Here is a 22982-nt window from a genome sequence, read left to right as displayed (position 1 = left end):
GGGGGACAGACATGAAACTTGTACGTTACGGGGATGAGGGATCAGAAAAGCCCGCTTTGGTGGATGCGGCTGGACAGCTGCGTGATTTGTCGGCCCATGTGTCCGATATCACCGGGGCCATGCTGGACGATCAGACACTGAAGCAACTGCGCGCGCTGGATCCCGAAAGCCTGCCTGTTGTCGAAGGTGACCCCAGGATCGGGGCATGTGTTGGCAATATCGGGAAATTCCTGTGCATTGGTCTGAACTATTCGGATCATGCGGCCGAGACCGGAGCTGACATTCCCGAACACCCCATCCTGTTCTTCAAGGCAAACTCGGCCATCGTGGGACCCAATGATGATGTGGTGATGCCGCGCGGGTCGACCCATACGGATTGGGAAGTGGAACTGGGCGTGGTGATCGGAAAGACCGCCAAATATGTCGCGAAAGCGGACGCGTTGGACTATGTCGCAGGGTATTGCATCGTGAACGATGTGTCCGAGCGGCACTTTCAGACCCAACTGACCGGTCAGTGGACCAAGGGTAAATCCTGCGACACCTTTGGTCCCACCGGACCTTGGCTGGTGACCCGCGATGAGGTGCCGGACCCTCAGAACCTGGGCATGTCACTGGATGTGAACGGTCGGCGCATGCAGACCGGAAACACCGCCACGATGATCTTTACGGTGGCGGAAATCATCGAACATCTGAGCCAGCTTTTCACCCTGCACCCCGGTGATGTGATCTCGACAGGCACACCACCCGGTGTTGGCATGGGGATCAAGCCCGAACCGGTCTTTCTAAAAAAAGGCGATGTGATGGAGCTGAGGATCGACGGGCTGGGCACGCAAAAGCAGAAGGTAGGCCAAGATGACTGATCTGTTGCAGATCGGCGGCATCACCGAACGCATGCGTGAGCGTTTGATGGCGGAGTTTGATATCCACCAGACAACCGATTTCAACGCCGAAGATATCACGCATGTCATCACAAACGGCCATGACGGGGTGCCGCAGGATCTGATGGATTCACTGAGTAATCTCAAGATGATTAGCGTCTATGGGGTTGGCTATGATGCGGTTGACGCGCAGACCGCTGCTCGGCGTGGGATCATGGTCACGCACACGCCCAATGTCTTGAACCAAGAGGTGGCAACAACGGCGGTTCTGTTGCTCTTGTCCTGTTACCGAGAGCTGTTGCGCGACGATGCCTATGTACGGTCTGGTCGCTGGGAAACCGAGGGCAACGCGCCTTTGACCCGGTCGGCTGATGGACGAAAGATCGGCATTCTGGGTCTTGGCCGCATCGGACAGGCCATCGTTGACAAGCTGGAGCCCTGGGCACCGGAAATCTCTTACCACACGCGCAGCAAAAAGGATGTGCCCTACCGGTATTTCGACTCTTTGCGCGACATGGCCGATCATGTGGACGTGCTGATCTGCATCACACCTGGCGGGCCTTCGACAAACAAGCTGGTCAATGCCGAGGTCCTGCGCGCACTGGGGCCTGACGGAACGCTGATCAATGTCAGCCGGGGCTCGGTCGTGGACGAGGCCGCCTTGATCAACGCGCTTCAAAACGGAGAGCTGGGCTGGGCCGGTCTGGATGTGTTTGCAGAGGAACCGCGCGTGCCCCAGGCCCTGCGGGACCTCCCCAACGTCGTTCTTCTGCCCCACGCCGGTAGCGCCACGGTTGAAACACGGGCCGCTATGGGTGATCTGACTGTCGATAATCTATTGCAGCATCTCAAAGATGGTTCGGTCCTGACTGCCGTGCCGGAATGCCAAGATCTGTAAAGGGTCGGTCTGACAGGTGCTTGAGTTTGTTGTTGCGGTTTTCTTCCTGCTGATCACGCCGGGGCCGGGGGTTCTGACCACTGCCGGTATCGGTTCGGCCTTTGGCTTCCGGGCAGGCCTGGCCTTTATGGCCGGTCTGATGGTGGGCGGATTCATCAACATGATGCTGGTGATTTCAGGCGTCGCCGCTGCTGCTCTGGCCGTGCCTTTGCTGAGAACGGTGCTGCTGTTTGCCTCGGTTGGATATCTGCTGTTTCTGGCCTGGCGCATCGCCAGCGCGGGATCAAAGGTTGGCTTTTCGCCCGCTGCGGCCCCGCTTGGGTTCAGGAATGGCCTGATGCTGCAATTCATCAATCCTAAGGCCTATGTGGTCAGCACTGCGCTATTTTCCGGCTTTGCCTTCCTGCCCGAAGCACCGCTGTGGGAGGTCATCCTGAAACTCATTCTGTTCAACATGATCTGGGTGCCGGTGCATTTGATCTGGCTGGGTATGGGCGCAAAGCTGGGCAGTCTTGATCTGAGTGACAAAACCCATCGCGCGATCAACTTTGCGATGGCGTTTTGCTTGGGCGTGGTTGCACTGGTGGCGCTGGTCTCGGTGCTTTGATTGGCTAGGTCTTCATATGATCTCCTTGACGGAACGGCATAGAGCTTCAAACTGAGCGCAGGCGATTTGCACCATAAGGTTCGATTTTTCACGGAGGACGTTTGATGAAGGTTGATGGAGTTCACTACCGGTCGATCTGGCGCGATGCGGACAGCGGAGAGGTGCGGATCATCGATCAGCGATGGTTGCCCCATGCGTTCAAGATCGTCACCTTGTCCTCGCTGGAAGATTTCGAAGTCGCGATCCGCGACATGTGGGTGCGCGGTGCGCCTTTGATTGGCGCGACAGCCGCCTATGGGATCGCCGAAGCCATGCAGCGCGACCCCTCGGATCAGAACTTCGAACACTCAAGCGCTGTGCTGTATGCCACACGCCCAACCGCAGTGAACCTGCGCTGGGCGCTGGATCGGTGTCGAGAGGTATTGCTGCCATTACCGACAGAGCAGCGTGCGGATGCGGCCTGGGCTCTGGCGCTTGAGGTCTTTGAAGAAGATATCGAGATCAACCGCCGCATCGGTGAAAACGGTTTGACGCTGATCAAGGACATTGCGGCGCGAAAGAAAGACGGCGAACCGGTTCGCCTTCTGACCCATTGCAACGCGGGTTGGTTGGCAACAGTGGATTGGGGCACAGCAACCAGCCCGATGTATCACGCGCAGGCCGCTGGCATTCCGATTCATGTTTGGGTCGATGAAACCCGCCCCCGCAATCAGGGGGCGCTGACCTCATGGGAATTGGGCGAGCAGGGGATCAGCCATACCTATATCGTCGACAATGCGGGTGGGCATCTGATGCAGCGCGGGATGGTTGATTTGGTCATTACCGGCACCGACCGCACCACCGCGCGTGGTGACGTCTGCAACAAGATCGGCACCTATCTCAAGGCGCTCGCCGCGCATGACAACGGAGTGCCCTTCTATGTGGCGCTGCCGTCACCCACCATCGACTGGACGCTCAGCGACGGGGTTGCGGATATCCCCATTGAAGAACGCGCCGAGTTGGAAGTAAGCCACGTTCTGGGCATGACCGAAGGGGACGAGATTGGCGATGTGCGGGTAACGCCCAAAGGAACACTGGGCGGCAACCCAGCCTTTGACGTAACACCCAACCGGCTTGTGACCGGTCTGATCACCGAGCGCGGTGTCTGCGATGCCAGCGCCGATGGTCTCGCGGGTCTATTCCCCGATAAGGCTGGGACCAAGTAGACAAGCGCGCTTGCGTTCGGCCTCAAGGCTCTTCGCATCTTAGATCTCAACGCGGTACAATCGCTTGCTCTGAAAATAGTCTCAATTCGAGATAAAAAGATGTTTTAAATCGTAAAATTCGTTATAGTGAATTTGTGAATCTGAGGTCGCAGCGAATGAGCCAACAGACCACAAGACGCGCATTGCTAAGCGCAAGAGTGCTGAGAAGGGACGAAGATGCGATTCGTCCACCGGGTTGGGTTGAGGCCCGATTTGATGATCTGTGCAGCCAATGCGGAGATTGTGTTTCAGTCTGCCCGGAAGGTATTTTGAAAGCTGGCGCTGATGGTTTTCCGAAAGTCGACTTTGACCTTGCGGCTTGCACCTTTTGTGGCCGCTGTGCCGAAAGCTGCCAAACCGGTGCCCTTTCAGCCGAGCATGTTTCGCTATGGCCCTGGCGTGCACTCATCCATGACCATTGCCTCTCAATGACGGGCATCAGCTGCAGGTCGTGTCAGGACAGCTGTGACCAAAGCGCCATTCGTTTCAAACTGCAACTGGGGGGTCGCGCGCAGCCAGAGATTGATTTGGACCGCTGCACCGGTTGCGGCGCGTGTGCGTCCGTATGCCCAGTAGGTGCTGTATCTTTCGAACAACAATCTGCTGTCGCGCCAGAGGTTCTGTCATGAATATCTGTGGCTGCCTGGTCCATGTCGCACCTGAACGCAGCGGCGTTGCGCGCCAGGCCATGGACACCACACCGGGTGTGGAAGTGCATGCCGAGGCTGAGGATGGTCGTTTTGTCGTTGTCGTCGAAGACACCGAGGATCGGCTGGCCTCGGAAACCATCATGGATTTGCACCATATCCCGGGCGTCGTCGCGCTGGCCCTCACATATCACCATTTCGAAGACCCCGAAGCATCGCCTCTGAATTCAACCGAATAGCCCAACCCAATCGCCGGAGACCCATGCCATGACCCTCTCTGACTCGCGCCGGACCTTTCTGAAAGCCACTGCAGCGGCGGCAACGGCGTCAACCGCAGGCCTATCGCTTGGTGCCGGGCCTGCTGACGCTCAGTTCGGCGTTCCTGATATCAAATGGGATAAGGCGCCCTGTCGGTTTTGCGGCACCGGCTGTACGGTTTTGGTTGGCACCAAAGAAGGGCGAGTGGTGGCCACGCAAGGCGACCCGCAGGCCGAGGTCAATCGCGGGCTTAACTGCGTTAAGGGCTATTTCCTGTCGAAGATCATGTATGGCAAAGACCGCCTGACTCAGCCTTTGCTGCGCATGAGAGACGGCGAATACGCCAAAGACGGTGATTTCCAACCGATCTCATGGGATCAGGCTTTCGACATCATGGCCGAAAAATGGAAAGAAACCCTCCGAACCAAAGGTCCCGAAGGTGTTGGCATGTTCGGGTCCGGGCAATGGACCGTATGGGAAGGCTATGCAGCGTCCAAGCTGATGAAAGCGGGGTTCAGGTCGAACAATATTGATCCAAACGCGCGACACTGCATGGCTTCGGCCGTAATGGGGTTCATGCGCTCCTTTGGTGTGGACGAGCCGATGGGCTGCTATGATGATCTTGAGGCTGCAGATACCTTTGTACTGTGGGGCTCGAACATGGCCGAAATGCACCCCATCCTCTGGTCTCGCCTGACGGACACGCGACTGACCAAGGAAGGTTGCGAAGTTCATGTTCTGTCCACATTCGAGCACCGTTCGTTCGAATTGGCAGACAATGGCATGGTCTTCACCCCGCAGACTGACTTGGCCATCCTCAACTACATCGCAAATCACATTATCCAGACCGGGTCTGTGAACGAGGAGTTCCTCTCAAAACATGTCAACATAACCAAAACCGCCACGGATATCGGTTATGGGTTGCGGGATGAGGACCCCTTGCAATTGGCGGCTGCAAACCCGAATTCGGGCGAGCTGACGCCCATCAGCTTCACCGAGTACGCCGAATCCGTAAAGCCATACACGCTTGAATACACAGCAGAAATATCAGGTGTGCCTGCGGACAAGCTTGAGCGATTGGCCCAGCAATACGCTGATCCGGATCGCAAGGTCATGAGCCTGTGGACCATGGGCTTTAACCAGCACACGCGTGGTTCATGGGTGAACTCGCTCATGTATAATGTGCACCTTCTGACCGGCAAGATCTCCGAGCCGGGCAACTCGCCATTTTCCCTGACCGGGCAGCCCTCGGCCTGCGGGACAGCGCGCGAGGTCGGCACTTTCGCCCATCGTCTGCCAGCAGATTATGTCGTCACCAACCCCGAGCATCGCGCCAAAGCGGAAAAGATCTGGAAGCTGCCTGAAGGGACTATTCCGGACAAGGTTGGTTTTCATGCCGTGCTGCAGAACCGAATGCTGAAAGATGGCGTCTTGAACGCCTATTGGGTGCAGTGCAACAACAATATGCAAGCCGCCCCGAACATGAACGAAGAAGGCTGGCCAGGCTATCGAAACCCGGACAATTTCGTCACCGTTTCCGATCCGTACCCCACTGTCACAGCCATGTCGGCTGATCTGATCCTGCCCACGGCCATGTGGGTTGAGAAAGAGGGGTGCTATGGCAATGCCGAGCGCCGCACCCAGATGTGGCGCCAGCAAGTGCACGCGCCCGGCGACGCCAAATCAGACCTTTGGCAGTTGATGGAGTTTTCCAAACGCTTCACCGTGGAAGAAGCCTGGGGAGATGAGTTTGTCGCCACGGCGCCCGAGATGGCGGGCAAGACCTTGTACCAGGTTCTTTTCGAAAACGGCAATGTCGACAAGTTCCCCCTTAGCGAAATTCAGCATGGCCACCCGAATGATGATGCCAACCATTTCGGCTTCTACGTTCAAAAAGGCCTGTTCGAAGAATACGCCGCTTTCGGGCGCGGGCACGGCCACGATCTTGCGCCGTTTGAACGCTATCACGAAGAGCGTGGTCTGCGATGGCCGGTGGTCGATGGCAAGGAAACATTATGGCGCTATCGCGAAGGGCATGATCCTTACGTGGAAGAGGGCTCGGAACTGCAATTTTATGGGTTCCCGGACAAAAAGGCCAAAATCATCTTCGCCCCGTATGAAGCTCCGCCCGAAATGCCCGATGATGAGTACAATCTGTGGTTCTGCACCGGTCGTGTATTGGAACACTGGCACTCGGGTTCGATGACCCGCCGTGTACCCGAACTGCATCGGTCTTTTCCGCTGGCCGTGGTCTATATGCACCCGGACGATGCTGCAGACCGGGATTTGCGCCACGGGCAAGAGGTCAAGGTCGCGACCCGGCGCGGAGAGATCACCAGCCGGATTTCGACCAAAGGTCGAAACAAGATGCCGAAAGGCCTGGTATTCATGCCGTGGTTTGACGAAGGGCAACTAACCAACAAGCTGACGCTGGATGCGACCTGCCCGCTGTCCAAACAGACCGATTTCAAGAAATGCGCCTGCAAAGTCGAGCGTGCCTAAACGAGGTGACGGTTCAGCCGTTCCGCACACAAAAGGATCATGCAAGATGAACAAGATTGCCGTTTTTGCCTCCGCCCTTCTGATCGCGTTCGGCAGCATCGCTCTGGGCCAAGAAATCAAGGACTTGCGCGGGACGCCCCCGGACGCACCGAGCGTTGTCAACATGAGCCTGCAATGGGAAGGGCGCGAAGGGCGGATGGTCAGGAACTATCGCCAGCAGCCTCCGCTCATTCCGCATTCGATCACCCAGTATCAGATCGATCTTCGCACGAACCAGTGCCTGTCCTGCCATGACTGGACCAAGGCGGGTGAACGCAACGCACCAACGCTTTCGATGACCCATTACCTGGATCGCGACGGGACCGAGTTGGATCACATCGCAGGCACACGGTATTTCTGCAACCAATGCCACGTGCCCCAGGCCGATACAGACGTATTGGTCGAAAACACTTTTGTGCCGTCCCACGGCGAGTAACCGACGCGGATCAAACAAGGAGCACGCAACATGGCAGACTCCCAAGACACACGAGGTCGCATACGCCGCCTGTGGGACTGGTTCTGGAGCCCGATCCCGGTGCTAAGCGTCGGCTTTACCCTGATTGCCGGGTTTCTGGCAGGCATCCTGTTCTGGGGTGGGTTTCACTGGACGCTTGAACTGACCAATACGGAAGAATTCTGCACGTCCTGCCATTCGATGGAGACCAATCTGGGCGAGTATCGGGAAACCATTCACTACAACAACCACTCAGGCGTGCGGGCCATTTGCTCGGACTGTCATGTTCCACATGAATGGAACCACAAGATCAAGGCCAAGGTTATGGCGGTCAAGGACGTCTATCACGAACTTGTTGGAACCATTTCGACAACCGAGAAATACGAAGCGCACCGCCTCAGCATGGCCGCAGCGGTCTGGAAAAAGATGAAAGCATCGGACAGCCGTGAATGCCGGAACTGTCACAACTTCGACTATATGGATTTCACCATTCAGGAAGCTCGCGCCGCCTCGGAACATCAGCGCGCGATTGACAACGGCATGACCTGTATCGACTGCCATCAGGGTATCGCACACAACCTCCCGCCGGGCTACCTGGAGGAATATCAGAAAGTAACCGAAACCCTGAGCGCGCAATCTGTGATGCCACCAGAGAAACATGCAGCGGCAGGCGATGATATTCGGGCCTTTCTGGACAACGCAAGCGACTGAAGCGGGGCGAGTATGCTGGATATTCTAGGAACAATTGGCGGAAACGTCCTCAGCCTGCCGGGCATTCTGGGGTTGGCGTTGGGCATGATGACGCGCAGGCTGTGGTTGGGAGCGTTGATGGGCGGTGTCATAGGCGTAATCGAGACATTGATTTTCGCGGGCTGGCGTTTCAGCAATGTTGAGGCGACGGAACTTGTAATCGCCATCATCGTTGGAGTTTGTGCCGGATCACTGGGTACAGCGATCCGCCTGAAAGGTGCGACGGTGTGATTTGAGCCCTGACGTGCCGATCCGGACTTGCAAATCAACTTAATTTTTGTTGCGGATTGTCAGATACCTGTGCTGCAATTTTAAAGTCAGCACATAATTCTGATAGCCCAAGGAAGAACTATGCCGGATCCTGTCATTCCCTTCCCGAAACCGCCGGTAATTCCAACTGCGGATGGCAACGTGTATCCGGTGCGCCGTGTTTATTGCATCGGCCGAAACTACGCTGCGCACGCTATCGAAATGGGCCATGACCCAAACCGTGAGCCACCTTTTTTCTTTCAGAAGAACCCCGACAATCTGGACCCTTCGGGGCAGTTTCCCTATCCGGCCCGTTCCGCCGATGTACATCACGAGGTCGAACTGTTGGTGGCTCTTAAATCGGGGGGCACCAACGTCCCGCTGGATCAGGCCTTGGACCACGTGTGGGGGTATGGCGTAGCGCTGGATATGACGCGCCGCGACTTGCAGGGAGAAGCAAAGAAAGCCGGACGCCCGTGGGAGATCGGCAAAGCCTTTGAACGCTCGGCCCCGGTTGGAGTATTGCGACCCGTTGCGGAAATCGGGCATCCCGAGCAAGGGCGCATCGCCTTGTCTGTCAACGGCGAGCTGCGACAAGAGGGCGATCTGAACCAAATGATCTGGAAAGTGCCCGAGATGATTTCGTACCTGTCGGACTATTTTGAGCTTGGCGCTGGTGACGTCATCCTGTCTGGCACGCCTGCCGGAGTGGGGCCAGTCGCAAAGGGCGACAAGATGGATGCGTTGGTCGAAGGTATCGGTAGTATGGCCGTACAGGTCATTTGATCAGACCTAATCGATCTGTCCGTAAAGCTTTGCCTTGGCGGTATGCAAATCTAGCTCAACACAAAGCGTGTGATTGATACAGACCGGTTTTGATATCATCAAAGGTTTCGGGGGTCTTCCGGCAGAGCCGAGGGCAGACTATTGAAAACCGGCCCCTGCAACATAATTCCAAATGCGTGATGCTGCAGTTGGGATCAAAACAGGCGACGAACTGCAATGTGATGCGAACCGGCGCTTTTGCGTGATAGAAGGCAAAAAGACTATCATCATTGTGGCCCAAGCCATACATCCAAATACCTGACGCAGCAGTTCGGAGTTCGTCCATGTCCTTTCGCCATCTCATTTGTGCCGCACTTTTTGCTGGCGCTATGCCGTCCTTTGCGATGGCGCAATCCGCATCCGAGCCGGGCAAGGATTTGTCGATTGAATTGAATGCGATACAGGACGTTTCTGGCAGCTGTAGGCTGATCTTTCTGGTCACAAATGAAACCGGTTCTGAAGTCCAAAGCGCGGTTTTGGAGACTGTGATCTTTGACCCTGAAGGTGGCTTTGTTCGGCTGTCGCTTTTGAATTTCGGTGATTTGCCCTCGGGCCGCCCGCGTGTTCGGCAATTTGTCGTACCGGACCGCACTTGCGCGTTGGTTGGCCAGGTCTTGATCAACGGAGTCAGTTCTTGCGTCATCGATGGAACTGAAAGCCAGCTCTGCAGCGATGCGCTGACACTGAGCAGCCGTATAGATATGGAGCTTTTGGGATGAACCCTTTCATGGCACTTCGCGAAATCCTTGCGCTGGGCGGGCCAGTGGTGGCGATCCTGATCGTCATGTCCGTCCTGACCTTGGCGGTAACGCTCTATAAGCTTTGGCAATTCGCGGCGTGCGGGGTTGGCCGGCACAAGGTATTGTCGCAGGCGCTGGCCGCCTGGGATGCCGGAGACACGCGGGCGGCACGCAGCCGGTTAGAAGCCAGCAGCAGCTACCTTGCCCCGATTGTCAGCGCAGCGATGGAGGCGCCGGAAACCCCCGGTCTGGATGCGCGTCTCGACGCCGAGGCCGGTTTGGCGCTGGCCGGGTTAGAACGCGGTTTCCGATTGCTGGATACGGTTGCGCAGATTGCGCCGTTGTTGGGTCTGTTTGGCACCGTTCTTGGCATGATCAGCGCGTTTCAGAACTTGCAAACTGCTGGCGCTTCGGTCGACCCCTCCTTGCTGGCGGGCGGGATCTGGGTGGCGCTGATCACCACAGCGGCAGGGCTGGCGGTGGCGATGCCGACCTCGATGATCCTGTCCTGGCTTGAAAGCCGCACCGCGCGCGAGCGTGTGTTTGCCGACAAAGCCTTGCGCACGGTTCTGGTGCCTGGCACTTCGGTTCAGCCCGCAACAGAAGCCGGTGCCATCGGGGCGACGCCTGAAAATGCGTAACCCGGCTCCCTTTGTAAGGCGGCCTATGTCGATGACACCGCTCATCGACGTGATCTTTTTATTGTTGCTGTTCTTCATGCTTACCTCGACCTTTTCCAAATTCGGTGAGATCGAGCTGAGCAATGCGACAACAGGGGCAGGGGCTTCGGGCGAACAGGTTGAACGCGTGTTTCTTCAGCTTGGCGCGGAGCGGTTGGATCTGAACGGTCAGCCCGTGCTGCTTGACGTGCTGGCCGAGCAGCTTGAACCGGGTCAGGTTCTTGTCAGTCTGGATGACGATGTCACGGCCCAGCGGCTGGTTGACCTGCTGGTGCGCCTGCGTGGGCGCGAAGGTCTGACCGTCACGGTGTTGGAGTAGCGCGATGATCCGCCCCCCTCGCCAGACACGACGACGCGATTCAACCATTCCGCTGATTAACGTCGTTTTCCTCATGCTTATCTTTTTCCTGATCGCAGGCACGATCTCGGTGCCGCTGGACCCTGATCTGGATTTGGTGGACACGGCTGATCTGCAAGGGCGCGAGCCGCCTGATGCGCTGGTTTTGCATGCCGATGGCACGCTCAGTTATCGCGGGCAGGGGCTTGCTCTGGAACAGTTCATGGCAGGGCAGGAGCCCGGCGCTGTGCGGATTGTGCCGGATCGGAACGCACCGGGCCCGCGGCTGATCGAAGTCACCGGGGAATTGCGTCGCCTTGGGGCGACCTCGGTCTTTGTGGTCACTGAAAAGGCGCTGGAATGATCCGTCGCTCGCTCTTTGTTGCGGCGCTTGCAGTTGCCCTGTCTTTGCTGGCCCATCTGATTGGCCTCAGCATGACGGTGTCGACCGAGCCAAACGCACCGTCAGGGCAGAGCCGGACAGAAGCGGTTGAACTCAGCAATGCCTTCGAAGATCTTGCCGAACCTCTGTCCGAGCCGGAGGAGCCCGAGCCCGAGCAGCCAGAACAGCCCGAAGACGAGCCCGAACCACCTGTCGAGCCACCGCTCGAGCCCGAAGTCCCGATCTCCGAGGCCCTTGTAGCCTCGCAGGATCCGCAAGCGGATTCCTTTGCACCGGATACCGGCAGTGAAGATCTTGTGCAGCCCGAAGCACCCGAAGAGGTGGTCGAAGACCCGGTGGAAGAGGTGGGCGGCGATGATAGCGAAGAAACGGCGGTGACCGATGTTGAGCCGGTTTTCGAATCTCCGGTTGGTGTTCCTGAAGGGGTTGAAATTCAGGCCGAAACGCCCGAAGCAGATGCGTTGGAGGCCGATGCTCCTCAAGAAATTGCCGCTTTGCCGCCCGAGCTGATCGAAACCGCTCCTGCTGCCCCGCTGGAAGGTGAAGCAATTGACCCGGACATTTCTGTCTCACCCTCTGAGACGCCATCAGAACAGATTGAGCCGCAAGAGACAGAGGCGGAAGACAGCGTCCCGGATCAGGGTCTGACAACGTCGTTGCGGCCACGCCTGCCGGATCGCAACGCCCGGCCCGCAGCGCGCGGAACCCTGCAGGGGGCGCAGAACTTTGACAGCTTGCGGTTCCCGCAACAAACCATCGACTCACCTCTGACCTCGTACCGGCGCGAGGGGCGGGATGTGTTCCGCCAAGGCCAGCAAGGCAATCGTTCAGGCGGGCGTGGGCCAGGCAACTCGGACACCACAAACTATGCCGGTCAGGTTTTGGTGCATCTCAACCGATCACCCTTGGTTGCAGTGTCGACCAGAGGATTCGCGCAGGTGTTTTTCGAGATAAATCCTGACGGCAGTCTGGCGTGGGTTGATGTGATCGACAGTTCGGGCGCGCCGGATGTGATCCGGGCCGCCAAAGAACAAGTACGCATCGCCGCGCCCTTCCCGCCACCGCCCAGTGGGCGCAGCCGCAAGTTGTCGTTCTTCTATCAGATCAGATGAGCCTTGGGGGCAGCGAAATGGGCCCAACTCACCCCATCATTGCTCGGTCAGGATAACTGGACTAACCTGCCAGCACGGGTACCCGTCGCGCCTTATGTTTGGCCGTCCGGGGTTCGGGAGGAATGGAGACAGGCAAACTTGCGTGATGCTTGAGATGGGCCTTGCGTATTTTGCCTGACCTTGGAGGCTGGTGCGCGGCAATGCAATCTACCAAGACCGTAGAAACGGATGATCAGTCATTGGACGCTGAACCGCGGCCTTTGGAGTGGATCGAACACACAGACGACATACACAAAAAGGTCGTGCTGGTGGACTGGATGCTTGGCAATCGCTGCAACTATTCCTGCAGCTATTGCCCACCGGCGTTGCATGATGGCTCCAAGGGTTGGCAAAGCTATGACGATGTCCTTGGAATGATCGAGGCCCTTCAAGAGCATTACCACAACCGGTTGGGACGTAGGGTTTGGCTGCAGTTGACGGGGGGCGAACCCACGCTGCATCCCAAAATCAAAGAGATCCTGAGCGCCGCGCGCGCCCACGACATGAAGGTCAGCATGATCTCGAACGGGTCGCGAACGGAACGGTTCTGGCTGGCCATCCGCGACAAGCTGGATTCGCTGATCCTAACGCTTCATCTGGAAGAAGCCGAGTTTGACCACGTTCATCGCGTTATCGCGATCCTGTCCGAGGTTATCCATGTGCAGGTCAATCTGACCATGCTGCCAGAGCGGTTTGACGAAAGCTATGAGATGGCCCGCAGGCTGGGGGCCGATTTTCCCAACATCGCGATTGTAATGAAGCCTTTGCGTCTTGAGTTTGGCGATGCGCTTTATCCGTATAGTGATGAACAGATCAAGAAGATGCAGGAGCGTATGTCGACCCCCAGCGCACCCAACGGGCGGTTGCGGCATCCACGGGGTACGATGACTCGGTTCGATAAAGCTGGTGGATATGAGAATCTTCGTCCCAACGCGTTTATCTTAAGGAACGAAAACCGCTGGCGAGGTTGGAATTGCAACGCTGGGCTCGAGTCTCTTCGAATTTCGGGCGAGGGCAAGGTGTTTCGAGCAGTATGTGGTGTCGGCGGGCAGTTGGGCGAGCTGGGCCATAAGCTTGCCCTACCAGATGACCCCATCATTTGTGACCGGGAAACTTGCTCGTGCGTCGCCGATATTCTGATCTCGCGCGCCCGTTGGCACGAGCTGCCAAAATCAGAGTAACCGGTAAAAATGGCGCGCGTTGCGCTGTCATGTTGCTCAAAACAATTCGCACCAGTCGATAGCACTGTCGCCCCAAGAACTTAGATATTGCCGGATTCCGCCTAAGAAAACGGGTTAGCTTGTCTTCAATTCGTCAATTTTCTATAGTTTCAGGCGGGTTTGTTTCTAAATTTCAGCGATCAAATGTGTAACGGTTTCACCTGCTGAGATAAAAAGAAACGTTATGTGTGCTTAGGGTGCCAGTTGGGGGATATGATGTCGAAGGATAGCGAGACAAGAGCGCTACCTGAAGTTGACGGCGACGACCTCCAAGGGGTGTCGGAAGTTCGCAACTTTCTGAAATCCTCGGACTGGCAGCAGATGCTTGAAAACGCTCGGATTGAGCGGGCAAAAAACTTGGCTGCGCGGGCGCAGGGTGAAGCGGTCCCAGCTTCATCACCGAACCGCCCTGTTGCACAAGAGGTTTCAACCACAGCGGAGCATCGCCCAACACCCAAGACTTGGCTGGACCGGATCGAAGAAGCTCGACTCCAGCGCGAGGCGGTTATGGCTCAGCGCGATGGTGAGTCGTCTGAAGCTCTTCTGAAACCTCTTGATGCCATCCCGTCGGACGGTCTCAGCAACCGCGTGACTGGCAAAAGCCGCAAACATTCGGAGGCAGCGCAGACCGAGCCAAAGGCTGCTGAAATCTCGGAAGAGGACCCGTCGCATCAGCCTGCGTCCATCGAGGCAGAACAGGTCGAAGGCCTGCCAAAATTGCCAGGTGTCACGCGACCTTATGATGATGATGTCGATGACGGCCAATTTTTGCAGCCAAATTCCGAGCCGGTCGAAATGCTGCCAAGCGCGGGTCGCGACAAGACGCTTCTCCGAAAGCTTCAGCGCAGTTTGAGCAAAAAAGAGAGCAGCAAGAAATACCGATTTGGTGCCATAGCCTTGGGGTGCGTCATTGGAGTGGCAGCCAGTTCGGCTGTTTTCTTCGTGGTGTCTGACTCGTCACTGCCCAGCTTGTCCGAGCGCGATAGCGTCGCAAGTTCCAGCCCGGACCCGACTAATACGTCAACACCACAAAGCACGGTAATCGAAGCGCCCGAGCCGCTGCTTTCGGGGGCACCCAGCCTGACGGATCGCAGTCCGGGCCAGCCGACGGGTTTGCCTGAAGTTTCAGTTCAGTCTGATCTGCCGTCGGCAACCGTGACCGAGACAGATCGTTTGGCGTCGCTACAGCCGTCAGCGCCTGAGCTAAAGCAGCCATCGAACGTCGTTGAGGTGTTTGTCCTGCCGGGGGTGCCCAGGCTTCAAGCGTCGGTTTCTTCTCTCAAGCCACCACCGGAGCCAACAATCACAGGTGATCTGAGCCCGGGGCAGGTCGCTGATGCGCGCTTCGCACAGTTTGAGACCGGGCCACTGGTCAGGGGCAATGCGCCGGTGCATGCCTTTGTCTCTGCGCGTGAAATGCAAGGCAATTGGGATGGCTTGGCGGTTTCTCCACCTGCGGCACCCCTGGCAGTGACGCAGCTTGGCGGGTTCGCAGCTGACAACCCGTTCGTGTCAGGGGCCGAGCGGGCCTCATTGCCGACAGAAGCTCTTTCCTATGGTGTCGAGGTAAGTGGCACAGGTGTGGCCACTGCGTTTTCTGATCTTTACACCGACACGACAGTGGTCGCGCTGGACTTTTATGAACTGCCGGATTTGAGTTATTCCACAAGCCCGGTGCAGCGCCCCAGCACAGCAAGTCTGGCCGAACCGGATGAGGCGGTAATAGAACGGTTGGAAGACGCCATCGCAAGCGCATTGACACCCAGACCTTTGGTTCGGCCCGAGCCCGTTGAAAACAGCGATGTGCCTGATGAAGCCGCAACACCCGCTCTCGAGAATCGGGCTGATTTCAGACTGTTTGCTCCAAATCGTTTGTCGGAAGGAACCGTGCAGGCGGTGGTGTCAGAGCTGGAAGCCACGGGACATCAACTCAGCGGGACCGCGCGGGTCGGTTTTGGGATTACACAGACGAATGTAAGGTTCTATCATCCCGAAGACGCCGAAAAGGCAAAAGCACTGGCCGAAGATGCTGGCGCTTTGTTGCGGGATTTTACTGGGTCCAGAGCTAAGACACCCAACGGTGTGGTCGAGCTGTGGTTGGCAGGCGAAAGCTCGGGCCGCGCCCGGTCAAGCACAACACGCAGCAGTCGCAATACATCGCCGGCAGCTCAGACCCAACAATTGCGAAACCAGGTTCTGAACAAGCTTAGGTCTGCGACGAATTAATGAATTGCTTAAATGTAAAAAAAACCGTGTATACTGGACATTGTGACAACCCGGGCGTCGAAGAATGACAGATCGCAGACTCTCTGGAATAGTGACAGCGCTGCTTTTGCTCAGCGCTGCTAGTGGCGTGCGGGCTGAGATCACCATTGACCAGCTTTTGATTATAGATCAGTACCTGTCCAGCAACGATACCCAGTCGCTTTACGCTTATCTTCAGCGAAACCCGCAAATCATGGCTGGCAACGACGAATTGTCGATAGAGTTGCGAAATTTTTATCAGGCAGCCTCGGCGGGCAGCCTCGATTTTGACTATTCGGAAGATCAAGCAGCGGCTTCCGATACAACATCGACTGAAAGTGCGACGCAGTCTAGCGCTCTGCAGCATTAGGATCCGATGTCATTGTCACTCTCGGTTGCCGATTTGACCCTGCCGAAAATCGCTTATGTGGTCGAACCCCGGTTTTCGGGTGGGACATCGTCAGCCGTAGCGCAGGAATTGCGGGTTGCAGCACAGTTCGGGCAGCTTTCGGTCCATGCCGTAACCTCCAAGACGTTTGGTAAAAAGCAGCTTGTCGCACCATCGTTGCGGCGTGTTCTGGACGAATTGCACATACCCTTGATCTGGGATGCGCCCCGTATCAGTGCCGACTTTGTAATCTTGCACAATCCCTCGTTTCTGAAGTTCCAGGATGAGTTGCCTACTAAGATTTTTGCCCGTGAACTGATCGTTGTGACACACGAGAACTTTTTGCGTCCGGGCGGCGAAGAGGGGTTCGATGTCGCGAATTGTCTGAACCAGATCGAGGCCGCAAGTTTGGCTTTGAAAAAAACGCTGGCACCGATCTCGGGCCATAATAGAAAGACCGTTACGGATTGGTTGGACCGAAGCTGTGCCGCAAAGCATTGGCAAGTTCTAAAGGCGGATTGGTTTAATATTTGCGATTTTGAACTTACCGAGCCTTCCAACCAACCCAGCGATCGGCGTGGCAGACACTCTCGTCCCGGGTTCGAGAAATTTCCAACCTTGATCGATCTGGATCATTGCTTTTCCCCTCAGGCGCAGGAAAACGTCATTCTTGGTGCGGATAGTTTGCTTGAGGCGGGATTTCAGCGCCCGCATTGGACCCTGCTTCCATTTGATGCGATTTCGGTGAGTGATTTCTTTGAAATGATTGACTTTTACGTCTATTTTACCGCGCCAACATGGCAGGAAAGTTTCGGGCGGGTCATTGCCGAGGCAATTGCCGCTGGCAAGGTTGTTCTGACCGATGCCAATACTGGGCAGGCTTTCGGTGACGCGGTCGTGAAATGCAAACCCGGTGAAGTGGATGAAATCGTTGCGCGTTTTGTTGCTCAGCCTGACAGCTACCAAAACCAGGTTCGCAAAGCGCAGCAGATGTTGGCGGAATACTCTTCACAGAAGTTCGAGGCCATGATTTCAGGCGTTCTGTCCAGTCGCAGCGAGGTACAGCCATGATCTTTGTCGAAGCGGGGCAACGATCATTGCGGTCTTTCGACTCGCAGTTGATCTTCGCAGAACAGCTGAATGCGCGCGGTTTCAACGCGTGCATAGGATCCGAGTACCTGCCGGAAAACGCCGGGCGGGGGCGTATCTATGAGGCCGCAAAGTTTTTGGTGGATCAAGAAGAGTATCAGGCTTCAACCGTTTTCATTCTTGGTGCCGAGGAGATCGACGATCTTTTGCTTTCCTCGCTCAGACAAAAGAAGCTTGCTCTGGAAACTCCGGTCATCGCGACAGGCCGTTTCAAATCGCAGCAAAACTATGTCGGGGCAAAAGCGCGCCTGGCCTATGCGCTTGGTCGTGAGGCAAATGTTATCGACCTGACAGAAATGCAGCCTCGCTCGATCCTGCCCACGGCGGCCAGTCCGCTTGTGGCCGAACTTGGCCAGGGTCCGCGCCCCATCCGCCAGAAGACTGCCGTCACGGTTGTGCTGGGGTCGATCGAGCTGGACACGACCGATACGTTGTCCTGTCTGGCCCGCATGAGCAATCAGAGCGCCTATACACTCAGGATCATCGTGAGCGGCGCGCAGAACGAAGCGATAAAAGCGTCTCCCTTCAGTGACTTGCCAACGCTTCTTTACACTGATCTGTCACCACACAGCTTGGCTGGCAGCACTGATATTTTGGCCATGTTCGGCACGGGCGTGGCCGGCGTTCGCATGGCGACTCTGGCGGTTGAGCTGATTGCCGCTGGTGGTGTCGCAATTGACTGCACCGAAGATGAAGCGCTTATGTCAGCGGGCGCACCTGCTTTGCTGGGGCCCAAGTCCCTGTTTGCCTTTGATGGTTATCTGACCGGAAAGGTTCTGGGCCACAGGGCGATGATCGCGCAACAGGCGTCGAAATCTCCTTGGTTGCAGACGGTCGATATTGCGCGGTTGGAGGCTGCGGCGGGGCTGTCCGCACCCGCCCACAAGACCGCGCCATCCGGGCGCCAAACCCTTTTTCTTCCGACAAATGGAGTTGGGCTGGGACACGCGCAGCGCTGTACGATTATCGCCAAGGCTTTGCCGCAACGCAGCAAGCCGATCTTTGCCGCCTTTCCCAGCTGCGTGCCCTTGGTGCGCCGTGAGGGCATCGATTGTATCCCTTTGGTGGCCAGGGCCAGCGCTGAGGATCACATCAACGCCAACGATATTCTGACCTATCGACGCCTGAGCGCCGCTTTGAACACCGCCGATACATTTGTGTTTGACGGGGGCTATGTCTTTGATTCTGTTTATCGGGTTATTCAGGAATGCAGGCTCTCCGCCGTGTGGCTCAGGCGTGGGCTCTGGCCAAAAGGGCGTTCAAGACCGGCGATGCTGCGCCGCGAGGGCATCTTTGATCGGGTTATCGTACCCTCTGAGGCTTTCGACGAGTTGAACGACGCCTATAGCTATGGCGATCACGTCCATTATGTGGGCCCCATCGTGCGCCAGGTGGATCAATCCAAATCCGAGCGCGAGGCGCTCAGGGAAAGATTGGCGGACCGTTTTGGCCGCGACTTCAAGCATCTGGTGGTCAGCATGTTGGGCGGGGGTGTTGCCTCGGACAGGTCGGCGCAGTTGCAAGCCCTGTCGGGCATGTTCGAAAAGCGGACCGATTGTCTGCATCTGGTGGTCACATGGCCCGGAAGCGTTGTGCACCCATCGGCCTTTGGCTGGACCAATACACGGGTGGTACATACGCTTGAGGCCACGTCACTTGGCCTGGCAGCTGATCTGGTGGTGTCGGCGGCCGGGTATAACTCGGTGCTTGAAATCCTTTACCATCAGCTGCCCGCGATCCTCATCCCGCAATCCGCGCCCTATCTAGACGACCAGGAACGGCGCGCGCGGGCGCTCGCGGATCGTGACCTATGCGCAATCGTGACCGAGCGCGAGTTGATGAAGCTTGAACGCACAGTTTCCGACTGCCTGGACCACGGCGAGACCGAAGTCTATCAAGCGGCCCTTCAAACGATCGAGCTACCCAAAACCGGGGCAGAGCAGGCCGCGAGGCTGATTGCAGAGGTAGGAGGCAACCATGGCTGAGACTTCCTGGTTTGAAATACTCAGCCGTATCTCGCCGAAGAAACCGGTCAAGCTGGATGATCTGATCACAGACGGACGCAAAATGGCGCCGCTTGGAAAGGTACTGTTCCCTGAAACCGGCCTGGCGCCTGCGGTGGATCTGTGGGACCGTGATGGAGCCGGGTCCACCCATATCGGTATCCGTATCGTTGAAGCGCCCGAAGACGTCCATGATATTGCAAGACTGTTGGCCGCCGCAGCGTTGGAGCGGTCAGTAGAGCCCGTGATCCTCAGCCGTGTGGATTTCTGCGGGTTTGAGCAGTTTGGCTTTCGCATCGAACGTCTTCCGGACGATCCTCAGGCCGCATTGGCCGCCGAAGAAGAACTGCGCAAGTTCTGGGATCTTGCGATCATAATCGATGGCCAGGATATCGGGCTTTTGGGGTAGTCGGCACGTCTGCGACCACCCCAGCTTGGCGTCAGATCGATTTGAACCCCGCATCCAAGGCCGAGACAATCGTGTCCACATCCCCGCTGCTCAGGATCAGGGGCGGGGACAGGATGATGTTGTTGCCTGATACGCGCACCATTGCACCGGCGGCATATGCCGTCTTTTGGACCTTGCCGATGGTGGCCTTGTCTATTGGCGTTTTGGCTGCGCGGTCAGAGACCAGCTCGAGCGCGCACATCAAGCCATAGCCACCGCGCACATCGCCTATGGTGTCGTAGGTTTTGGCCAGGTCTTGCAGCCCTTCGAACAATTGCTGGCCGCGCGCGGCTGCGTTGTCCTTGACGTTCAGCCGTTCGGTTTCCTGCAAACAGGCAATCGCCGCCGCAGCCCCCACAGGATGGCCGGAATAGGTATAACCTGATCCAATCGCTGCTTTGCCGGATGTGTCCTTTTCGAACGTTTCCGAGATCTCATCGCTGATCATCACAGCGCCAAACGGAAAATAGCCGTTGGTGATCGCTTTGGCAGTCACGGCCATATCGGGCTTTACACCAAATCGCCGCGACCCGCTCCATGCGCCAGTGCGGCCATAGGCTGTGATCACCTCATCCGCGACCAAAAGGATCCCGTGTTTCGAACAGATCTCGCGCACGCCGGGCATAAAGCTTTCATGCGGCGGGATCACGCCACCTGCACCCAGAACAGGCTCCATGATCATCGCGGCGATGGTCGAGGGGTCTTGGAACTTGATCTCGTCTTCAAGCGCGGCCAGACACAGCTGTGCCAGCTTTTCGGGATCACTTTCGTTGAACGGATTGCGATAGGGGTACGGTGCCGGAATGTGGTGGCAGCCGGGCATGAGCGGTTCATATTGTGTGCGGAAATTGGGGTTTCCGTTCACTGATGCCCCCAGCGTATGAGTCCCGTGATAGCCTTTCTTGAGGCTCAGGAACTTGACCCGTCCCGCGTCCCCTCGGATCTTGTGATATTGGCGCGCCAGACGCAGCGCGATTTCCACCCCATCGGATCCGCCCGAGGTGAAAAAGGCGCGCGACAAGCCATCGGGTGCGAAAAACTCGCGCAGCATCCAACTGAGTTCGATGACCAGATCATTGGTGGTGCCGCGAAAGATCGAGTAATAGGGCAGGCGGTTCAACTGAGCGGTGATGGCATCCTTCACCGGCTGGCAGGAATAGCCCAGGTTCACGTTCCAGAGCCCGCCAACCCCGTCAACAACACTGTGCCCGTCCACATCCGTGATCGTCACCCCTTCGCCCCCGACGATGATGTCAGGCGGATTATTCAGGCTGTCAGCCGGATGTGCCATCGGGTGCCACAGGTGGCGCGCGTTGTTTTCTTTCAGAAAGTTGCTGTCCTTCATCAGATCACCTGTTGTGCCAGAGTTTTGTCGCCCCAATCGGGCGGCAGAGTGTCGAAGCTGCGCGGGAAAACGCCGCCCAGCGCGGTTGAGGCATGCGAGGCCTCGACCAGAAGTCTTTGTGCGATGTCGCGCAGCTTTTCGGGATTGGCGCGCACGGTGGGTACCGCGACTGCCAAAGAGCCCACAACCCGTTCGCCTTCGCCGAACACCGGCGCACCGACCGAGGTGACGCCTTCGTCAAACGTGCCGCTCACGGACACAACGCCAAATCTCTGCACCTGCTCGATCTTGGCCTTCAGTGCAGCAGGATCCGAGATGGTCTGGTCGGTGAATTTCGACAAAGGTCGCGTCAGCACCTTGGCCCGCGTGTCTTCGGCGCAAAAGGCCAGCGCGGCGATGCCCGATGAGGTTGCGTGCAAGGGCAACATCTCGGCAATATCGAAATGGACCAGAACACCGTGCAGGCTGGGGTCGGCATGAATAACCGGTGACAGCACCTCGCCCTGCAAGAGGCTGGCATGGGCCAGCTCTCCCACCGCTTCCGACAGATCAAATACGATCGGTTGCAACAGCTTTCGCACCGGAAACAGCGTCTCGCGCAGCGCGGAAAGGCGCAGCAGGGCCGGGCCCAGGCGATAGGCGCGGGTTTCGGGATGCTGTTCCAGAAACCCGTTCTCGGCCAGTTCGGTCAGATGACGATGCACCGTTGCCTTGTCCCGACCGGTCAGGCGCACAAATTCTCCCAGGCCGATCTCGGCCCGGTCGCGGGCAAAAAAGCCCAGCAAATCCAGCGCTTTGGTGATCGTGCCCATTCAGCGTCCCTCCATCTCGAAGAAAGCGGCGATTTCTTCCGCAAACAGCGCGCGGTCGGCGGGTCCGGCCTGCACCGAGGCGCGCGCGGTCTGTGTGACGGTTTCACCGACATAGTCGGCGTATTCGTCAACCAGATCGGAGATGAAGCCTTGTGTCATTTCCGGGTGATGCTGCACCGTGAACACAGCATGGCCTATGGCATACCCTGCGATCGGACAACCGGGGCTTTCAAACAGGCGCTGCGCGCCGTCGGGCAACGCTCCCACCTGTTCGATATGCGAGCCATAAAGCTGCAAGACATCGCCATTCCCCGACCACGGTGCCCGCGCCACGCGGCGGGTCTCGATCCGCCCATGCGCCCAGCCCTCGGGATTGCGCACAATCGGCGCGCCCAGAGCCTTCGCAATAATCTGATGCCCAAAACAGGCGCCAAAAAGCGGTATGCCGCGTGTGATAATGTCCGTGATTAATTCCGAAAGCTTCTGCATCCAAGGCAAGTCTTCGGTGACCGAGGCCGGGCTGCCTGTGATCATAACGCCATCGAACTGGTTTATGTCTTCCGGAAACTCATTCCGGCAGACCCAGAACGCGGTCACCTGCCAGTTGGGCCTAACCCCGTGGATCAGGTCCGCGAATTTCGCGTCATCCAAGGGGCGCGCTTTGGCAAAGGCGCTGTCATCGGTGTTGGTGACAAGGCAGGCTAATCGCAT

The 22982-nt window shown here is 57.3% G+C and carries 25 protein-coding genes; 22 read left to right on the top strand and 3 right to left on the bottom strand.

The annotated features are described in order from the left end of the window. The first annotated feature begins 11 nt into the window (after positions 1–11). From GOW40_RS03305 to GOW40_RS03200, 22 genes are all read left to right on the top strand, one after another. Complete coding sequence (locus GOW40_RS03305; RefSeq protein WP_171128578.1) at positions 12–860, top strand: fumarylacetoacetate hydrolase family protein; 849 nt, start codon at positions 12–14, stop codon at positions 858–860. Continuing rightward, a complete protein-coding gene (locus GOW40_RS03300) occupies positions 853–1776 on the top strand; it encodes a 2-hydroxyacid dehydrogenase (RefSeq protein WP_171128581.1) in 924 nt (307 codons plus the stop codon). Before GOW40_RS03305 ends, GOW40_RS03300 begins: the two co-directional genes overlap by 8 nt. Positions 1777–1792: 16 nt before the next feature. Next, a complete protein-coding gene (locus GOW40_RS03295; protein WP_171128583.1) occupies positions 1793–2383 on the top strand; it encodes a LysE family translocator in 591 nt (196 codons plus the stop codon). Positions 2384–2487: 104 nt separating this feature from the next. Then, positions 2488–3588, top strand: a complete 1101-nt coding sequence (gene mtnA / locus GOW40_RS03290) for an S-methyl-5-thioribose-1-phosphate isomerase (protein ID WP_171128585.1) — start codon at positions 2488–2490, stop codon at positions 3586–3588. Positions 3589–3743: 155 nt separating this feature from the next. Then, positions 3744–4256 (top strand): ferredoxin-type protein NapF, encoded by a 513-nt coding sequence (gene napF, locus GOW40_RS03285; protein WP_171128587.1) that lies wholly within the window; start codon positions 3744–3746, stop codon positions 4254–4256. Continuing rightward, positions 4253–4513, top strand: a complete 261-nt coding sequence (locus tag GOW40_RS03280) for a chaperone NapD (protein ID WP_171128590.1) — start codon at positions 4253–4255, stop codon at positions 4511–4513. The genes napF and GOW40_RS03280 overlap by 4 nt, the downstream gene beginning before the upstream one ends. Positions 4514–4541: 28 nt before the next feature. Then, positions 4542–7034, top strand: a complete 2493-nt coding sequence (gene napA / locus GOW40_RS03275; protein ID WP_171128592.1) for a nitrate reductase catalytic subunit NapA — start codon at positions 4542–4544, stop codon at positions 7032–7034. 46 nt (positions 7035–7080) lie between these two features. Then, a complete protein-coding gene (locus tag GOW40_RS03270; protein ID WP_171102357.1) occupies positions 7081–7509 on the top strand; it encodes a nitrate reductase cytochrome c-type subunit in 429 nt (142 codons plus the stop codon). Positions 7510–7539: 30 nt separating this feature from the next. Continuing rightward, positions 7540–8238: a NapC/NirT family cytochrome c gene (locus GOW40_RS03265; RefSeq protein ID WP_171128594.1), complete on the top strand. Its 699-nt coding sequence runs from the start codon at positions 7540–7542 to the stop codon at positions 8236–8238. Between the two features lie 12 nt (positions 8239–8250). Next, entirely contained in the window at positions 8251–8508 is a 258-nt protein-coding gene (locus GOW40_RS03260) for a hypothetical protein (protein WP_171102355.1), read from the top strand. Between the two features lie 120 nt (positions 8509–8628). After that, positions 8629–9312: a fumarylacetoacetate hydrolase family protein gene (locus GOW40_RS03255; protein ID WP_171128596.1), complete on the top strand. Its 684-nt coding sequence runs from the start codon at positions 8629–8631 to the stop codon at positions 9310–9312. Positions 9313–9635: 323 nt separating this feature from the next. Next, positions 9636–10070, top strand: a complete 435-nt coding sequence (locus tag GOW40_RS03250; RefSeq protein ID WP_171128611.1) for a hypothetical protein — start codon at positions 9636–9638, stop codon at positions 10068–10070. Then, positions 10067–10732 (top strand): MotA/TolQ/ExbB proton channel family protein, encoded by a 666-nt coding sequence (locus GOW40_RS03245; protein WP_171128613.1) that lies wholly within the window; start codon positions 10067–10069, stop codon positions 10730–10732. Before GOW40_RS03250 ends, GOW40_RS03245 begins: the two co-directional genes overlap by 4 nt. Before the next feature lie 31 nt (positions 10733–10763). Next, on the top strand, positions 10764–11090 hold the full coding sequence (locus GOW40_RS03240; protein WP_171128615.1) for a biopolymer transporter ExbD: 327 nt from the start codon (positions 10764–10766) through the stop codon (positions 11088–11090). Between the two features lie 4 nt (positions 11091–11094). Further along, positions 11095–11472 (top strand): biopolymer transporter ExbD, encoded by a 378-nt coding sequence (locus GOW40_RS03235; protein WP_171128617.1) that lies wholly within the window; start codon positions 11095–11097, stop codon positions 11470–11472. Further along, positions 11469–12623 (top strand): energy transducer TonB, encoded by a 1155-nt coding sequence (locus GOW40_RS03230; RefSeq protein ID WP_171136354.1) that lies wholly within the window; start codon positions 11469–11471, stop codon positions 12621–12623. Before GOW40_RS03235 ends, GOW40_RS03230 begins: the two co-directional genes overlap by 4 nt. Before the next feature lie 200 nt (positions 12624–12823). Further along, positions 12824–13843, top strand: a complete 1020-nt coding sequence (locus tag GOW40_RS03225) for a radical SAM protein (RefSeq protein ID WP_171128621.1) — start codon at positions 12824–12826, stop codon at positions 13841–13843. Between the two features lie 255 nt (positions 13844–14098). Continuing rightward, positions 14099–16108 carry a hypothetical protein gene (locus tag GOW40_RS03220; RefSeq protein WP_171230858.1) on the top strand — a complete coding sequence of 670 codons (2010 nt, stop codon included), beginning with the start codon at positions 14099–14101 and terminating at the stop codon, positions 16106–16108. Between the two features lie 64 nt (positions 16109–16172). Then, the gene (locus GOW40_RS03215; RefSeq protein WP_171128625.1) at positions 16173–16496 is read left to right on the top strand and encodes a hypothetical protein; all 324 of its coding nucleotides are present in this window, start codon (positions 16173–16175) and stop codon (positions 16494–16496) included. Positions 16497–16502: 6 nt separating this feature from the next. Continuing rightward, complete coding sequence (locus GOW40_RS03210; protein ID WP_171128627.1) at positions 16503–17585, top strand: hypothetical protein; 1083 nt, start codon at positions 16503–16505, stop codon at positions 17583–17585. Then, entirely contained in the window at positions 17582–19648 is a 2067-nt protein-coding gene (locus GOW40_RS03205; protein ID WP_171128629.1) for a glycosyltransferase, read from the top strand. Before GOW40_RS03210 ends, GOW40_RS03205 begins: the two co-directional genes overlap by 4 nt. Further along, on the top strand, positions 19641–20075 hold the full coding sequence (locus GOW40_RS03200; RefSeq protein ID WP_171128631.1) for a hypothetical protein: 435 nt from the start codon (positions 19641–19643) through the stop codon (positions 20073–20075). Before GOW40_RS03205 ends, GOW40_RS03200 begins: the two co-directional genes overlap by 8 nt. A 31-nt stretch (positions 20076–20106) precedes the next feature. Here the strand turns inward: GOW40_RS03200 and GOW40_RS03195 are convergent, their stop codons facing one another. From GOW40_RS03195 to GOW40_RS03185, 3 genes are read right to left on the bottom strand one after another with little or no spacing between them, the layout of a single operon-like run. Next, positions 20107–21459: an aminotransferase class III-fold pyridoxal phosphate-dependent enzyme gene (locus GOW40_RS03195; protein WP_171128633.1), complete on the bottom strand. Its 1353-nt coding sequence runs from the start codon at positions 21457–21459 to the stop codon at positions 20107–20109. Beyond that, positions 21459–22271 carry an IclR family transcriptional regulator gene (locus GOW40_RS03190; RefSeq protein WP_171128635.1) on the bottom strand — a complete coding sequence of 271 codons (813 nt, stop codon included), beginning with the start codon at positions 22269–22271 and terminating at the stop codon, positions 21459–21461. Before GOW40_RS03190 ends, GOW40_RS03195 begins: the two co-directional genes overlap by 1 nt. Beyond that, positions 22272–22982 carry a type 1 glutamine amidotransferase gene (locus tag GOW40_RS03185; RefSeq protein ID WP_254444234.1) on the bottom strand — a complete coding sequence of 237 codons (711 nt, stop codon included), beginning with the start codon at positions 22980–22982 and terminating at the stop codon, positions 22272–22274.

The sequence above is a fragment of the Ruegeria sp. HKCCA6707 genome (assembly GCF_013033515.1).
Lineage (GTDB): Bacteria > Pseudomonadota > Alphaproteobacteria > Rhodobacterales > Rhodobacteraceae > Ruegeria.
This window is presented reverse-complemented; position numbering and strand designations above follow the sequence as displayed.